Source organism: Pseudomonas sp. FW300-N2F2 (assembly GCF_017351655.1).
Taxonomy (GTDB): domain Bacteria; phylum Pseudomonadota; class Gammaproteobacteria; order Pseudomonadales; family Pseudomonadaceae; genus Aquipseudomonas; species Aquipseudomonas fluorescens_AA.
Map to the genome: position 1 here is coordinate 609,175 of NZ_JACNDQ010000004.1, position 15,273 is coordinate 624,447.

19 protein-coding genes are annotated in these 15,273 nt (G+C 63.4%); 3 read left to right on the forward strand and 16 right to left on the reverse strand.

Translation table 11 applies throughout. The annotated features are described in order from the left end of the window. The first annotated feature begins 2 nt into the window (after positions 1-2). Positions 3-728: a tRNA (guanosine(46)-N7)-methyltransferase TrmB gene (gene trmB / locus J4E63_RS29405; protein ID WP_207284077.1), complete on the forward strand. Its 726-nt coding sequence runs from the start codon at positions 3-5 to the stop codon at positions 726-728. 128 nt (positions 729-856) lie between these two features. Here the strand turns inward: trmB and J4E63_RS29410 are convergent, their stop codons facing one another. The 9 genes from J4E63_RS29410 to J4E63_RS29450 form a co-directional block, all read right to left on the reverse strand. Beyond that, positions 857-1,180 (reverse strand): DUF3392 domain-containing protein, encoded by a 324-nt coding sequence (locus J4E63_RS29410; protein WP_060740196.1) that lies wholly within the window; start codon positions 1,178-1,180, stop codon positions 857-859. An 18-nt stretch (positions 1,181-1,198) separates the two neighbouring features. Then, positions 1,199-2,398 carry a radical SAM family heme chaperone HemW gene (hemW, locus tag J4E63_RS29415; RefSeq protein ID WP_259334269.1) on the reverse strand — a complete coding sequence of 400 codons (1,200 nt, stop codon included), beginning with the start codon at positions 2,396-2,398 and terminating at the stop codon, positions 1,199-1,201. Further along, positions 2,395-2,991 carry an RdgB/HAM1 family non-canonical purine NTP pyrophosphatase gene (gene rdgB / locus J4E63_RS29420; RefSeq protein WP_060740198.1) on the reverse strand — a complete coding sequence of 199 codons (597 nt, stop codon included), beginning with the start codon at positions 2,989-2,991 and terminating at the stop codon, positions 2,395-2,397. Before rdgB ends, hemW begins: the two co-directional genes overlap by 4 nt. Next, the gene (locus tag J4E63_RS29425) at positions 2,988-3,422 is read right to left on the reverse strand and encodes a DUF4426 domain-containing protein (RefSeq protein ID WP_060740199.1); all 435 of its coding nucleotides are present in this window, start codon (positions 3,420-3,422) and stop codon (positions 2,988-2,990) included. The genes rdgB and J4E63_RS29425 overlap by 4 nt, the downstream gene beginning before the upstream one ends. A gap of 25 nt (positions 3,423-3,447) precedes the next feature. Further along, entirely contained in the window at positions 3,448-4,068 is a 621-nt protein-coding gene (gene metW / locus J4E63_RS29430; RefSeq protein ID WP_060740200.1) for a methionine biosynthesis protein MetW, read from the reverse strand. 7 nt (positions 4,069-4,075) lie between these two features. Further along, positions 4,076-5,215 carry a homoserine O-acetyltransferase gene (locus J4E63_RS29435; protein ID WP_046063237.1) on the reverse strand — a complete coding sequence of 380 codons (1,140 nt, stop codon included), beginning with the start codon at positions 5,213-5,215 and terminating at the stop codon, positions 4,076-4,078. Positions 5,216-5,465: 250 nt separating this feature from the next. Beyond that, on the reverse strand, positions 5,466-6,056 hold the full coding sequence (locus J4E63_RS29440; protein WP_207284078.1) for a YggT family protein: 591 nt from the start codon (positions 6,054-6,056) through the stop codon (positions 5,466-5,468). Positions 6,057-6,066: 10 nt separating this feature from the next. Then, entirely contained in the window at positions 6,067-6,885 is an 819-nt protein-coding gene (gene proC / locus J4E63_RS29445; protein WP_207284079.1) for a pyrroline-5-carboxylate reductase, read from the reverse strand. Positions 6,886-6,920: 35 nt separating this feature from the next. After that, a complete protein-coding gene (locus J4E63_RS29450) occupies positions 6,921-7,607 on the reverse strand; it encodes a YggS family pyridoxal phosphate-dependent enzyme (RefSeq protein WP_207284080.1) in 687 nt (228 codons plus the stop codon). 54 nt (positions 7,608-7,661) lie between these two features. Between J4E63_RS29450 and J4E63_RS29455 the strand changes: the two genes are divergently transcribed. Next, positions 7,662-8,696, forward strand: coding sequence for a type IV pilus twitching motility protein PilT (locus J4E63_RS29455; protein ID WP_060740204.1), 1,035 nt, complete (start codon positions 7,662-7,664; stop codon positions 8,694-8,696). Positions 8,697-8,878: 182 nt separating this feature from the next. Here J4E63_RS29455 and J4E63_RS29460 read toward each other — a convergent pair whose 3' ends face one another. Next, positions 8,879-9,490, reverse strand: coding sequence for a C40 family peptidase (locus J4E63_RS29460; protein ID WP_060740205.1), 612 nt, complete (start codon positions 9,488-9,490; stop codon positions 8,879-8,881). A gap of 249 nt (positions 9,491-9,739) precedes the next feature. On the opposite strand from J4E63_RS29460, the gene J4E63_RS29465 reads away from it, so the two are divergent. Next, entirely contained in the window at positions 9,740-10,168 is a 429-nt protein-coding gene (locus J4E63_RS29465) for a TM2 domain-containing protein (RefSeq protein ID WP_060740206.1), read from the forward strand. Positions 10,169-10,291: 123 nt separating this feature from the next. Here the strand turns inward: J4E63_RS29465 and J4E63_RS29470 are convergent, their stop codons facing one another. The 6 genes from J4E63_RS29470 to J4E63_RS29495 form a co-directional block, all read right to left on the reverse strand. Beyond that, a complete protein-coding gene (locus J4E63_RS29470; RefSeq protein ID WP_060740207.1) occupies positions 10,292-11,563 on the reverse strand; it encodes a dihydroorotase in 1,272 nt (423 codons plus the stop codon). After that, entirely contained in the window at positions 11,560-12,564 is a 1,005-nt protein-coding gene (locus tag J4E63_RS29475; RefSeq protein WP_003177495.1) for an aspartate carbamoyltransferase catalytic subunit, read from the reverse strand. Before J4E63_RS29475 ends, J4E63_RS29470 begins: the two co-directional genes overlap by 4 nt. A 24-nt stretch (positions 12,565-12,588) precedes the next feature. Further along, positions 12,589-13,095 (reverse strand): bifunctional pyr operon transcriptional regulator/uracil phosphoribosyltransferase PyrR, encoded by a 507-nt coding sequence (gene pyrR / locus J4E63_RS29480; protein WP_060740208.1) that lies wholly within the window; start codon positions 13,093-13,095, stop codon positions 12,589-12,591. Between the two features lie 85 nt (positions 13,096-13,180). Then, entirely contained in the window at positions 13,181-13,618 is a 438-nt protein-coding gene (gene ruvX / locus J4E63_RS29485) for a Holliday junction resolvase RuvX (protein WP_003177497.1), read from the reverse strand. Beyond that, positions 13,618-14,187, reverse strand: a complete 570-nt coding sequence (locus tag J4E63_RS29490; protein ID WP_092203077.1) for a YqgE/AlgH family protein — start codon at positions 14,185-14,187, stop codon at positions 13,618-13,620. The genes ruvX and J4E63_RS29490 overlap by 1 nt, the downstream gene beginning before the upstream one ends. Positions 14,188-14,363: 176 nt before the next feature. Further along, entirely contained in the window at positions 14,364-15,260 is an 897-nt protein-coding gene (locus J4E63_RS29495; RefSeq protein WP_207284081.1) for an energy transducer TonB, read from the reverse strand. Between the last annotated feature and the right edge of the window lie 13 nt (positions 15,261-15,273).

The window sequence follows — 15,273 nt, forward strand, 5'->3', positions numbered from 1 at the left end:
TGATGACTGAATCGAATGACACGCCGGTCCTGCCGGAAGAAGGCGAAGAGCGCCAGCACCGCCGCATCAAGAGTTTCGTGATGCGCGCCGGGCGCATGACTGAAGGCCAGCAGCGCGGCCTGGAGCAGGGCGCGCCGCTGTTTGTCCTGCCCCTGGCCGATGCACCGGTGGATTTTGACCAGGTGTTCGGCCGTTCGGCCCCGCGCTCGCTGGAAATCGGCTTCGGCATGGGCCACTCGTTGCTGGAAATGGCCGCCGCTTCGCCGGAGCAGGATTTCATCGGGGTGGAAGTTCACCGCCCCGGCGTCGGTGCGCTGCTCAACGGCGTGCTGACCCAAGGGCTGACCAACCTGCGGGTCTACGATTGCGACGCCATCGAAGTGCTCAACCGCTGCGTGGCCGACAACAGTCTCGACCGGCTGATGCTGTTCTTCCCGGATCCTTGGCACAAAAGCCGGCACCACAAGCGCCGTATCGTCCAGGCGTCGTTCGCTGAACTGGTGCGCAGCAAGTTGAAGGTCGGCGGTGTGCTGCACATGGCCACCGACTGGGAACCCTACGCCGAGTACATGCTGGAAGTGATGAGCGTCGCCCCGGGCTATCGCAACCTGGCCGAAGACGGCAAGTGCGTGCCACGCCCGGCCGAACGGCCGATCACCAAGTTCGAGCGCCGTGGCGAACGGCTGGGGCATGGGGTTTGGGATTTGAAGTTCGAGAAGGTGGCATAAGTATCACGCGATAAAAACTGTGGGAGCGAGCTTGCTCGCGATGAGGCCATGACATTCAGCATCAATGTTGCTGTCAGGCCGCCATCGCGAGCAAGCTCGCTCCCACATTGGTTTTAGGTGCCTTTGGATCAGCGCCGATCCGCCACCACGCCAATCAACACCAGCACCACCAACAACACCGGCGCCAGGCTGTAGTTGTTGAACTGGCTCAAGCCCCTGACGATCCATGGCGTGGCATAGATCAGCGCGGCACCGCTGCCGATCATGCACAGCAGGGCGATCAAGGGGACGCGCAAGGCGCCGGCGATGCTGCCCAGGCGTTGGTCGACCCAGCCCTTGATGTCGGCACCAAACAGCACCAGCAGGCAGCCTACCAATGCCAGGGAGATTTCCGACAGGTTGCTGCGGCTCCAGCGGGACACGGTGGCCAGCAGGTCGAGTACCAGATCCATTCGATTTCCTTGTGTTGATCAGCTCAGAAATGTCTGCAGCAAGTCATTGAGAAACAGCTGTCCGCGCTCGGTGGCCGCCAGACGTGTCGGTTCGACCTGCAACAACCCGCTTTGTTCGGCCTCGCGCCGGCCTTCGGCCAGGCTTTGCAGGGGCAACCCGGTGCGTTCCGGGTACAGCCGCGCGTCCACGCCTGCGGTCAGGCGCAGGGCGTTCATCAGGAACTCGAACGGCAGTTCTTCATTGGCCAGGGTTTTCTCGCCAGCCTGGAAGCTTTTGGCCGGATTGAGATAGTCCTTGGGCAGTCGGGTCTTCCAGGTGCGCACGATGCGCCCGTCCGGATGGCTGAGCTTGCCGTGGGCGCCGGCGCCGATGCCGATGAAGTCGCCGAAGCTCCAGTAGTTGAGGTTATGCCGCGCCGCCCGGCCGGGCTGGGCGTAGGCCGAGACTTCGTATTGGGCGTAGCCGTGTTCGGCCAGCAAGGCCTGCCCGGCTTCCTGGATATCCCACAGCGTGTCGTCTTCGGGCAAGGTCGGCGGCTGATTCCAGAACACCGTGTTCGGCTCCAGCGTCAGCTGGTACCAGGACAGGTGAGTTGGCTTCAAGGCAATGGCCTGGCGCAGGTCGCTCAAGGCGTCGTCGAGGGACTGGTTGGGCAGCCCATGCATCAGGTCCAGGTTGAAGTTGTCGAACCCGGCCTGGCGGGCCATGCCGGCGGCGCGTACCGCCTCGTCACCGTTATGGATCCGCCCCAGGGCTTCGAGCTTGGCCTGCTGGAAGCTCTGGATGCCGATGGACAGGCGGTTGATGCCCAAGGCCCGGTAAGCGACGAATTTTTCTTGCTCGAACGTGCCGGGGTTGGCTTCCAGGGTGATTTCGATGTCATGGGCGAAGGGTATCCGCGCCTCGACACCCTTGAGCAATCGGCCCAGGGCCTGGGCGCTGAACAGGCTTGGCGTACCGCCACCGAAGAAGATCGAGCTCAGTTCGCGACCATGAACCCCGTGCAGATCCTGATCGAGATCGGCCAGCAAAGCGTCGACGTATTCCTCCTCCGGCAGCTGTGGACTGGCGGTGTGGGAGTTGAAGTCGCAATAGGGGCATTTGCGTACACACCACGGGATGTGGATGTACAACGCCAGGGGCGGCAACACCGGCAGTGGCGCCCGGGGCGTTTGTGCACCGCCATGGATCAGCGGTGCGGGAGCGTCATCGATCATTGCAGGCCCAGGCGTTGACGCAGCAGGGCCATGGCGCGGGCGCGGTGGCTCAGTTGGTTTTTTTCCACCGGCCCCAGCTCGGCGCTGGAGCAATTGCGCTCCGGCACCCAGAACAACGGGTCGTAGCCAAAACCGTGCTCGCCGCTGGCTTGGGTGAGAATGCGCCCGTGCCACAGGCCTTCACAGAGGATCGGCAGCGGATCGTCGGCGTGGCGGACCAGGGCCAGCACACAGACAAACTGCGCGCCGCGCTCGGCTTCGGGCACGTCCTTGAGGGCATCGAGCAGCTTGGCGTTGTTCGCCGCATCACCCTTGCCGTCAGCGTAACGGGCCGAGTAAATGCCCGGTGCGCCGCCGAGGAAGTCCACGGCCAGCCCGGAATCGTCGGCGAGCGCCGGCAGGCCCGAGATGCGTGCGGCATTGCGGGCCTTGAGGATGGCGTTCTCGACGAACGACAGGCCGGTCTCTTCCGGTTCCACCTGGCTGAATTCGCCAATCGAGCGCAACTGCACCGACCCGCCGAGCATGGCCTGCAGTTCCTTGAGTTTGCCGGCGTTATGGCTGGCCAGTACGAGTTGGGTGAGGTTCATCATTCGCCGGGGAACAGTTCCTGGTTGAAGTTGATGGTGTTGATCTTGTCGCCGGTTTGCACCTTGATCTCGAAGGTGCGGGTTTCCTGTTGGTCCACTGGATACTGGGCGATGTAATAGATCGCGCCTTGTTCGGTGATCTGGCGGAAGGAGAGGGGGACTGTCTTGCTGGTCAGGTCCTTCACCGTGCCGCTGACGTCGGCGATCAATGGCTTGCCGCTTTTGATCACCGAGACATTGATCACACCTTGGTTCTTGCTGCGAATCAGCTCGGCAGCCTTGGCGATCTCCGGCGTCAGGAAGGTGGAGTTGAACGTGTTGTAGTGCACGGTGATATCACCGAACACTTCCTTGCGCTCGCCCTTGATGACGTCGGCGGCCATGGCGCCCACGCTCAGGCAAGCGGTGATGAGAAACAACGCTAGACGTTTCATGTCGTGCTCCTGGTGAGGCCGGGGCTTACACCGCGACCTGGTAATCGGCAAGGCCTGGGCTGCTGACCCGATAGATGCCTATTTCACCTAACAGATTAGGCCATAGCTTGCTGGCCCACCCGTGGCGGTGCTGCTGGTCCACGGCCAGGCGATCGATGACCTTGGCTTCGCGTTCGCGGCACAGCGCTTCGAAATCCTTGAAGGTGCAGAAGTGGATGTTCGGCGTGTTGTACCAGGTGTAGGGCAGGAAATCCGAAACCGGCATGCGCCCCTTGCTCGCCAGGTACCAGCGGCAGCGCCAGTGACCGAAGTTGGGGAAGGTGATGATGCACTGGCGCCCGACCCGCAGCATTTCGTCGAGGATCTTGTCCGGGTAGTGCACCGCTTGCAGGGCTTGGGTCATGACCACGATGTCGAAGCTGTTGCTGGCGAAGTTGCCCAGGCCCTTGTCCAGGTCCTGCTCGATGACGTTGATGCCCTTGGCGACGCATTCGGCAATGTTGTCCGGGTCGTTTTCCAGGCCGTAGCCGGTGACCTGTTTGTTGTCCCGCAGCCAGGTCAGCAGTTCGCCGTTGCCGCAGCCCAGGTCGAGCACGCGGCTGCCGGCGGGGATCCATTCCTGGATGATGTCCAGATCGGCTCTCATGGCGTCCTCACAGCGTTATACGGTTCATGTAGTTGCCGAACGCCTGCAGGTAGCGCGGGATCGGGATCAAAAAGGCGTCGTGGCCCTGGGGCGCGTCGATTTCCAGGTAGCAGACGTCCTTGCGCGCGGCCATCAGCGCGTCCACCAGCTCCCGCGAGCGCGCCGGGGAGAAGCGCCAGTCGGTGGTGAACGACATCACGCAGAACTTGGCGGTGGCATTGGCGAAAGTTTTCGCCAGGTTATCGTCGAAGTTCGCCGCCGGATCGAAGTAGTCCAGGGCCTTGGTCATCAACAGGTACGTGTTGGCGTCGAAACGCCCGGAGAATTCTTCACCCTGATAGCGCAGGTAGCTTTCGACCTGGAACTCGACGCTGTGGAAGTCGTAGTTGAGCTTTTCGCTCTTGAGGCCACGGCCGAATTTCTCGCCCATGGAGTCGTCGGACAGGTAGGTGATGTGCCCGACCATCCGCGCCAGCATCAGCCCGCGCTTGGGGATCACGCCGTGTTCCTGGAACGAACCGCCGTGGAATTCGGGGTCGGTGAGGATCGCCTGGCGCGCCACTTCGTTGAAGGCGATGTTTTGCGCCGACAGCTTGGGGGCCGAGGCGATTGCCAGGCAGTGGCGCACGCGGTCCGGGTAGGTGATGGTCCATTGCAAGGCCTGCATGCCCCCCAGGCTGCCGCCGATCACGGCGGCCCACTGGCCGATACCGAGGCGGTCGGCAAGGCGGGCCTGGCTGTGGACCCAGTCTTCCACGGTCAGCACCGGGAAATCGGCGCCGAAGGGCTTGCCGGTGTCCGGGTTGAGGCTGCTGGGGCCGGTGGAACCGTTGCAGCCGCCCAGGTTGTTCAGGCTGACCACGAAGAACTTGCTGGTGTCGATGGGCTTGCCCGGGCCGATGCAGCTGTCCCACCAGCCGGGCTTGCGGTCGTCGATGCTGTGGTAGCCGGCGGCATGGTGATGCCCCGACAAGGCGTGGCAAATCAGCACGGCATTGCTCGCCGTGGCATTGAGGGTGCCGTAGGTTTCGTAGATCAGGTCATAGGCTGGCAACGAACGGCCGCAGGCCAGGGCCAGGGGCTCGCTGAAATGCGCCGTTTGCGGCGTCACCAGACCAACGGAATCGGGGGGAAAGGCAGCTGGCATCGACCCTGCTCGCGTTGAAATGAGGCGTAAGTCTAAAGACCGCTGGGGCGGGCGGCAAGCAAAGGGCGGCGCTGATTGTTCCTTGAGTGAAAACCCTGTGCCGGATGAGTTTTTTGTGGCGAGGGAGCTTGCTCCCGCTGGGGCGCGAAGCGGCCCCTCAGGCTGATATTCCCTATACTCAGTCATGACGCGTTGCCCGGTTTGGGGCTGCTTCGCAGCCCAGCGGGAGCAAGCTCCCTCGCCACAGGGGTCAGATCAGCAGCCGCAGGATTTCCGGCATCATGGTCATCGCCGCCAGGTTGTTGATCACCAGCATGTCGATCAGCTTGAGCACCATGAACGCCAGGATCGGCGAGATATCCAGGCCACCCAGGTTCGGCAGGAGGCGGCGGAACGGCGCCAGGGCCGGCTCGCAGATCTGGTTCACCAGTTCGGCCCCCGGGTTATGGCTGCCCGGCGCGACCCACGACAGGATCACGCTGATGATCATGGCGAAGAAGAAAATCTTCAGGAACAGCGCGGTGACGCCAATGAGCGACCAGATCAGCAATTGCAGCGGGTTGCCGGTGGTGCCGTAGGTCAGCAGCAGGGTCAGGGCCATCAGCGCCAGTTGCACGAGGATCGCCAGGACCAGCGACGACATGTCCAGGCCGAACAGGCTCGGGATGATCCGGCGCAGCGGCTTGAGCAGCGGCTGGGTGGCCTTGACGATGAACTGGCACAGCGGGTTGTAGAAGTTGGCGCGCACCAGTTGCAGCACGAAACGCAGTAGCACGATCAGCAAGTACAGGCTGCCGAGGGTTTGCAGCACGTAGACCGCTGCAGTGTTCAATCCAATCATGAATGGCTCCTTATTGGCCCAGTTGTTCGGCCATTTCGGCCGAGCGGTGCGCGGCGGCGCCGAGTGCTTTTTCCACCAGGGCTTCGAAGCCCCCGGTCTGGAACGATTTGATGGCCGCTTCGGTGGTGCCGGCCGGCGAGGTTACGCGACGACGCAGCTCGGCCGCATCGACGTCGCTCGACACCGCCATGTGCGCGGCACCGAGGGCCGTCTGCAAGGTCAACTGGGCGGCGGTTTCCCGGGTCAGGCCAAGTTTTTCGCCAGCGGCGGTCATGGCTTCGATCAGCAGGAAGAAGTACGCCGGGCCGGAGCCGGAGACGGCGGTGACCGCGTCCAGTTGCTGTTCGGTGTCCAGCCACAGGGCCAGGCCGACGGCCGACAGCAGCGTTTCGGCCTGCTGGCGTTGCTCGGCGCTCACGCGTGGCGTGGCGAACAGGCCGCTGACGCCCTGGCGCAGCAGCGCCGGAGTGTTGGGCATGCAGCGGACGATCGGCTGCTCGCCGAGCCAGTTGTTCATGCTGGCGCAGGTGATGCCGGCGGCAATCGATACCACCAGTTGATGGGGCTTGAGGCTGGGGCGAAGGGCTTCGCAGACGATTTTCATCGCTTGCGGCTTGACCGCCAGCACGATGACGTCGGCACCGTCGATGGCCTGGGCATTGTCGGCGAAGGTTTCGATGCCGTGCTCGGCACTCACTCGGGCGCGGGTCTCTTCACCCGGATCGCTGGCGCGGATCAGCGAGGCGTCCAGGCCCTTGGCCCGCAGGCCGCCGATCAGGCTGGCGGCCATGTTGCCGGCGCCGATGAAGGCAATACGCGTGTTGCTCATGACAGGTCCTTATAAAGAGATGAGTCGGCCATGGTTCAGGATTGACCGTAGTCGCGGGCACCAAACAGGGCAGTACCGATGCGCACCCAGGTGGCGCCTTGGGCAATGGCCGACTCGAGGTCGTGGCTCATGCCCATGGAAAGCGTGTCCAGCGGCAGTGCCAGGCTGGCTTGCAGGCGTTGAACGGCGGCGAAGGCTGCATCCTGGGCGACACGTTCTTCGGTGGGTTCGGGAATCGCCATCAGCCCGCGCAGCTTCAGGCGCGGCAGAGCGCTGATGGCGCTGGCCAGGGCGGGCAGGTCCGCCGGGGCGCAGCCGGATTTGCTGGCTTCACCGCTGACGTTGACCTGGATACAGATGTTCAGCGGCGGCAACTCGGCCGGGCGCTGCTCGGACAGGCGCTGTGCGATTTTCAAACGATCCACGGAATGCACCCAGTCGAAGTGTTCGGCGATAGCGCGCGTCTTGTTCGATTGAATGGGGCCGATGAAGTGCCAGATCAAGGGCAGGTCGTTCAATTCGACCTGTTTGCCCAGGGCCTCTTGCAGGTAGTTCTCGCCAAAGTCCCGCAGGCCGGCGGCATAGGCTTCACGCAGGGCCTGGGCAGGCTTGGTCTTGCTCACGGCCAGCAGTTGGACACTGCCTTCGGCACGTTGGGCGGTCTGCTCCGCCGTGCGGATGCGCGAACTAACCTGAGCAATGTTGTCTGCTATCGTGGACATAAAGGAAGCGCCAGCGGTGAGGTTCGCGGCATTCTACTGGAATTGAGGAGCGCTATGGATATCACTGAACTGCTGGCGTTCAGCGCCAAACAGGGGGCGTCGGACCTGCACCTGTCCGCCGGGCTGCCGCCGATGATCCGCGTGGATGGCGATGTGCGGCGGATCAACCTGCCGGCGCTGGACCACAAGCAGGTCCATGAACTGATCTACGACATCATGAACGACCGGCAACGGGTGGATTACGAAAAGTTTCTGGAGACTGACTTTTCCTTCGACGTGCCGGGCGTCGCGCGATTCCGGGTCAACGCCTTCAATCAGAATCGCGGCGCGGGGGCGGTGTTCCGGACCATTCCGTCGAAAGTCCTGACCATGGAAGACCTGGGGATGGGCGAGGTGTTTCGCAAGGTGACCGAATCGCCGCGCGGGCTGGTGCTGGTGACCGGGCCGACCGGTTCGGGCAAGTCCACCACCCTGGCGGCCATGATCGACTACCTCAACAGTCATAAGCACCATCACATCCTCACCATCGAAGACCCTATCGAATTCGTTCACGAGCCGCGCAAATGCCTGATCAACCAGCGCGAGGTGCACCGCGACACCCAAAGTTTCTCCACGGCCCTGCGTTCAGCCCTGCGGGAGGATCCGGACGTGATCCTGGTGGGCGAGATGCGCGACCTGGAAACCATTCGCCTGGCGCTGACCGCCGCCGAAACCGGGCATCTGGTGTTCGGCACCTTGCACACCACCTCGGCGGCCAAGACCATCGACCGGGTGGTGGACGTGTTCCCGGGCGATGAAAAGTCCATGGTTCGCTCGATGTTGTCGGAGTCGTTGCAGGCGGTGATTTCCCAGGCGCTGATCAAGAAGATCGGCGGCGGCCGTATCGCGGCGCATGAAATCATGCTGGGGACCTCGGCCATCCGGAACCTGATCCGTGAAGACAAGGTGGCGCAGATGTACTCGTCCATCCAGACCGGCGGCTCGCTGGGGATGCAAACCCTGGACATGTGTTTGAAGGACTTGGTGAACAAGGGGCTGATCAGCCGCGAACATGCCCGGGAGCGGGCGCGTACGCCGGATAATTTCTGAGGCGGGGAAGCGGTCCGTAAGGCCTGATACGGTCCCTGTGGCGAGGGAGCTTGCTCCCGCTGGGCCGCGAAGCGGACCCAAAATAATTGGGCCCCCAGAGATCATTGGTCTGTTTTGGGGCGGCTGCGCCACCCAGCGGGAGCAAGCTCCCTCGCCACAGGGGGGCCGGTGAGTTCTTCAGCTCAGCGCTGAACCACGCGCAGCGCACCTGGTTCTTTCGGCAATACCCGCTTGGCCACTACGTAGTGGGTGTCCCAGTACGGCTTGTTCAAGGTGTCGATGGTCACCGACTTGCCACGGCGTGGGGCGTGGATGAAGCGGTCGTTGCCCAGGTAGATGGCCACGTGGTTGACCCGGCGGCTCTTGAGCTTGAAGAAGATCAGGTCGCCGGGCTTGAGATCCTTGCGCTCGACTTTCTCGCCATGACCGGCGGCCATGGCGTTGGACGTGCGTGGCAGGTCGAACGTGGCGTCGTTGAAAGCGTATTTCACCAACCCGCTGCAATCGAAGCCTTTACTTGGGCTGCTGCCGCCCCAACGATAGGGTGTGCCGAGTACATTCACGGCGCGGCTCAGCACGTTGCTGCTCGCTTTGGTCGCCATGGGCGGAACCAGCTTGCTGTTGGCCGTGCCCACGCGCTGGACGCTTGGCTTGTTCTTGCTCGAAGGAGCAGAAACATGGGATTTCGGGGTGTAGCCGTTGACGTTGGGAAGACGTTGCTCACGATTGGTGGCGTGGGCGGCCAGTGGCAATAATAGGCAGATGGTTAGCCATGTCTTGAAAAATGGACGCATTAGGCAAGGCTCTTAAAGGTTAGCGCGCAACTTTATAACAGCTTTTTTTGCCATTCCGAGGCCGTTTGTCGATTCGAAACCCAGCGTAAACCCTGCACAATGGCGACAATTTGGCTTGATTGTCCGACAGAACCCCCGTGACACGGGGGTTTCCCCGGTTCGTGTTGCCCAGGACCGCTTGTCGGCGAGACACAAAAAAGTCACAAAAAGTCCGAACAAATTTTTCTATCGAGGCAAAAGAGGCCATTCATGAACAGCTATCAGCAGGACGCAATCCGCGATACCCACAGCAAAGTCATTGGGTATCTGCTGTGGATTTTCGGTTTTACCGGCGCCCACCGTTTCTATTACGGCAAGCCGGTCACGGGCACGATCTGGTTCTTCACCTTCGGCCTGCTGGGCATCGGTTGGCTGATCGACCTGTTCCTGATCCCGGCCATGGACCGCGAGGCGGACCTGCGTTTCACCCCAGGGCCGATCGAGTACAGCGTGGCGTGGATTCTGCTGACGTTTCTCGGGGTGCTGGGCGTACACCGGATGTATCAGGGCAAGTGGATCAGCGGGATTATTTACCTGCTGACCGGCGGGGTGTTTTTTCTCGGGGTGCTGTATGACTTCTGGACGCTGAACGATCAGGTGTCGATTCGTAATGCGCAGAAGCGTGGGGCTTTTCAGTAAGACCGAGTCGCCTGTATCGCGAGCAAGCTCGCTCCCACATTGGATCGAGGTGTTCACACGTCATGTGTTCACCGAGGATCCCCCTGTGGGAGCGAGCTTGCTCGCGATAGGAACGGCGCGGTATCAGGCCTGGTGGGTGATCCGCCCATCCATCAGGGTATAGCGCACCACCCCCGGCAGGCTGTGACCGAGGAACGGGCAGTTGTCGCCCTTGGAGCGCCAGGCTTCACCGGCCACAGTGGACGCGGCAGGGTCGAACAGCACCAGGTCCGCCGGGGCGCCCACCGCCAGTTTCCCCGCTGGCAATTGCAGCGCCTGGGCCGGGCCGGCGCTCAGGCGGGCCAGCAAGGTCGGCAGGTCCAGCAAGCCGTCTTCCACCAGCGTCAGGGCCAGCGGCAGCAGCAGTTCGACGCTGCTGATGCCTGGCTCGGTGGCGCCGAACGGGGCCAGCTTGGCATCGCGCTCGTGGGGTTGGTGATGGCTGGAGATGGCCGAGATCACCCCGGACTTCACCGCCTCGCGCAGGCCATCGCGGTCGGCGCGGGTGCGCAGCGGCGGCTGGACGTGGTAGACGCTGTTGAAGTCGATCAGCGCCTCGTCGGTCAGGATCAACTGGTACAGCGCCACATCGGCGGTCACCGGCAAGCCGCGGGCCTGGGCCTGGGCAATCAACGCCGCGCCGCGGGCGCTGGTCAGCTGGCTGAAGTGGGCGCGCACGCCGCTTTGCTCCACCAACAGCAGGTCCCGGGCCAGGGCCACGGTCTCGGCGGTTTCCGGGATGCCCGGCAGGCCGAGGAAGCTGGCGGTCGGGCCTTCGTGGGCCAGGCCACCTTCGGCCAGGTCGTGATCCTGGGAATTGAAGATCACCGTCAGGCCGAAGGTCGCCGCGTATTCCAGGGCGCGGCACAGGGTACGGGTGTTGCGGAAACTGTTCAGGCCGTTGCCGAACGCCACGCAACCGGCGTCCCGCAGGGCGATGAGTTCGGCCAGTTGCTCGCCGTCGAGGCCTTTGCTCAGTGCGCCGATCGGGAAGACCTTGGTGTTGCCGGCTTCTCGGGCGCGGTCGAGGATCAGTTCGGCCACGGCCGAGGTGTCCAGCACCGGTTTTGTCTGCGGTGGGCAGCACAAGCTGGTCACGCCACCGGCAGCGGCGGCCCGGGTTTCGCTGACGATGCTGCCTTTGCGGCTGTAGCCCGGTTCGCGCAGGGCGACGTTCAGGTCCACCAGGCCCGGCGCGGCCACCAGGCCCTGGGCGTCGAGGATTTCAGCCGCCACGAAACCGGTGGGCGCGGCGCCCAGGGCGACGATCTTGCAGGCATCGATATGAATGTCAGTCACTTGATCCAGGCCACTGGCCGGATCGATCACGCGTGCGCCGAGAATGCTGAGCTTCACTGGGCGTTCTCCTGGTCGAATTGGCGCTGGGCCGTTTGCCCGCTCATGGCCATGGACAGCACGGCCATGCGGATGGCGATGCCGTAGGTCACCTGGTTGAGGATCACCGAGTGCGGGCCGTCGGCCACCGCCGACTCGATCTCCACGCCGCGGTTGATCGGCCCCGGGTGCATGACGATGGCATCCGGCTTGGCCCCGGCCAGGCGGGCGGTGGTCAGGCCGAACAGGCGGTAGAACTCGCCTTCGCTGGGCAGCAGGCCGCCGGTCATGCGCTCGCGTTGCAGGCGCAGCATGATCACCACGTCCACATCCTTGAGGCCTTCGGTCATGTCGGTGTAGACCTTCACGCCGTATTGCTCGACGCCGATGGGCAGCAGGGTTTTCGGCGCGATCACGCGGATGTCCGGGCAGCCGAGGGTCTTGAGGGCCAGCATGTTCGAGCGGGCGACCCGCGAGTGCAGGATGTCGCCGACGATGGCCACCGACAGGTTCTCGAAGCTGCCCTTGTGCCGACGGATGGTCAGCATGTCGAGCATGCCCTGGGTCGGGTGGGCGTGACGGCCGTCGCCGCCGTTGATGATCGCCACTTGCGGGCACACGTGTTCGGCAATGAAATGCGCTGCGCCGGAGTCGCCGTGGCGCACGACGAACATGTCGGCGGCCATGGCTTCGAGGTTGCGCAAGGTGTCGAGCAGGGTTTCGCCCTTGCTCGCCGAGGACGTGGACACGTTCAAGGTAATCACGTCCGCCGACAGGCGCTGGGCCGCCAGTTCGAAGGTGGTGCGGGTGCGGGTGGAGTTTTCGAAGAACACGTTGCACACGGTCTTGCCGCGCAGCAACGGGACTTTCTTCACTGCCCGGGCACCGACCTCGAGGAAGGAGTCGGCAGTGTCGAGGATTTCCGTCAACAACTCGCGGCGCAGGCCGTCGAGGGACAGGAAGTGCCGCAGCTGGCCCTGATCGTTGAGCTGCAGCGGGCGCTTGGTTTCGAGAGGCGTCATCGCGATGGACTCTTACAAGGGCAGTTAAAGGGCAAGGTCTTGCAGTTCGAGTTGCAGCGGCGACGGCCCGGAGAGCTTGACCCGCTCATGGGCGGCCAGCGTCAGCGTCGCGCCGACCACGTTCGGCCGGATCGGCAGCTCGGCGGCGTCCAGGTCCAGCAGGCACACCAGCGTCACGCTGGCCGGGCGACCGTAGTCGAACAGTTCGTTCATGGCAGCGCGGATGGTCCGGCCGCTCATCAGCACGTCGTCGATCAGCACCAGGTGCTGGCCTTCGATCTCGAACGGCAGCGCCGAGGGGCGCACTTGCGGGTGCAGGCCGTTCTGGCTGAAGTCGTCGCGGTAGAAGGACACATCCAGGGTGCCCAGCGGCGATTGGCTGCCCAGTGCTTCGAGCAAGGCCTGGGCGACCCAGACGCCACCGGTGCGAATGCCGATGTAGCGCGGTTCGCTGATGCCGCGGTGTTCCAGGTGTGCCGTGAGACGAATCGCCATCTGGCTGATCAGTTCGGCAGGATTGGGCAGGCTCATGCTGGCTCCTTCAGGTTCCCGGGCCGGTGGTGAGTGGCGCGGCTTATCGCTAAAAGAAAGCGCCTTGGCGGCGCTTTGTAAAAAATCAGGTTTCGAACAGGGCGGCGTTGGCGTCGAGCCAGCCTTGCAGCAGCAGGGCGGCAGCGATGGCGTCCACCGGGTTGTCGCGGTAGCTGCCTTTCTGCCCGCCGCGCACCAGGCGCTCGCCCTTGGCCTCGAAGGTGGTCAGGCGCTCGTCATGGGTATAGAAGGGCAGGTTGTAGCGGCCATTGAGCCGGCGGGCGAACTTTTCGGCGCGCAGGCACATGTCGCTGGGCGTGCCGTCCATGTTCAGCGGCAGGCCGACCACCACGGCATCGGGTTTCCATTCCTTGATCAGCGCTTCGACCTGGTTCCAGTCCGGAACACCGTTCTGCGCCTTCAAGGTGCACAACTCGCGGGCCTGGCCGGTAATGACCTGGCCGACCGCTACGCCGATCTGTTTGGTGCCGTAATCGAAGCCCAGCAGCAAGCGCAGGGCCATCAGGCGTGTCCTGCCTGGCTGGTGAGCAGGCTGAGGTTGACCCCCAACCGGCTGGCCGCCGCTTCCAGGCGCAGTTCGCTGCTGGTATTGAACAGGATGTCGGCGTCGAACGGGCAGGTCAGCCAGGCGTTGTCGGCCAGCTCGGCTTCCAGTTGCCCGGGTTCCCAGCCGGCATAGCCGAGGGCGATCAGGCTTTTCTGCGGGCCGACGCCATCGGCGATGGCGAACAATACGTCCTGGGAGGTGGACAGCGACAAGCCGTCCAGGTCCACCGTGGCCTGGTATTTGGGGCCCGACGGATGGAGCACGAAACCGCGGTCGGTCTGCACCGGGCCACCGATGAAAATCGGCACGTGCTGGCACAAAAGTGGCGGTTCGATCTCGGGCCGCAGTTGCTCAAGAATGTCCGCCAGGTTCAGCTCCTGCGGGCGATTGATCACCAGCCCCATGGCCCCATTGGCCGTGTGCTCGACGATGTAGGTCAAGGTATGGGCAAAGTTCGGATCGGCCATGTGCGGCATGGCAATCAGGAAGTGATGCTTGAGGTAGGTGGGGCTGACGTTTTTCATAGGCGCTAGTGTGGCGGCGCAGGGCCGAACTGACAAGCCGGGAAATGCCTGAGACTGTCACCAATCCCCTGTGGGAGCGAGCTTGCTCGCGATAGCAATTGATCATTCAACACAGAGGTCGACTGACCATCTGCTATCGCGAGCAAGCTCGCTCCCACAAGGGGATTGGGTGGTTATCAGTTACTGGACAGCCGGTCGCCGCGGGCGAATTTCCAGGTGCGGATGATTTCCAGCCGGTCGATGTCCGACAGGTCCCCGGTAAACGGCGCGAACGGTGCGGCCAGACGGACGATCCGCTGGGCGGCCTGGTCCAGCAGCGGCTGGCCGGAGGATTCGAGCACCAGCACTTCATACAACGAACCGTCCCGATTGATCGAGACCATTAGCCGCAGGTTGCCGTAGATCTGCTTGCGCCGTGCTTCGTCAGGGTAGTTGAGGTTGCCGATGCGCTCGACCTTCTTGCGCCACTCGTCCTTGTACCAGGCACCCTTGTCGCGCATGGTCGAAGCGGCGCTCAGGCGGTGGATGCGCGGGCGCTTTGCGTAGAGCTGTTGCTCCTGGGCCAGTTCGGCTTCCAGGCTGGCGATGTCGCTGGACAGCTGGGAGCTGTCGAAGGTGGGCACGGGGGCCTGGGGCTTGGGATCAGGCTTGACCTCTTCCTTGACCGGGGCTTTCTTCGGCTTCGGCGCCACGGTGGTCACGGCCGCCTTGGGCGCTGTCTCCTGCACTTCGGGCTTGGCCGCTGGCGGCGGGGTGACTTTCTGCACCGTGTTGTCCTGGAAGGGCGCGATCTCGGTAGTCTTGGGGATCGCCTTTTTTTCCAGGGTGCCGCTGCCTTGCTGGTTTTCCTGGGCGAGGAAGTCGGCCTTCTTGGGCTTGGTCTCGCTCTTGAAGGTGGCCAGGGTGATTTCCAGGGTCTGGCTGATCTGTTTCGGCTCGACCGTGGCAAACCCGACGCCCAGCAGCAAGGCCAGGTGGATCAACGCCGCCAGGAACAGGGTAAAACCGAGGCGATCGGCCGGGCGCACGCCACGATGGGCGAGCTCTAGGGGCAGATCGGACGGGAGTGTCATGACAAGGAAACCA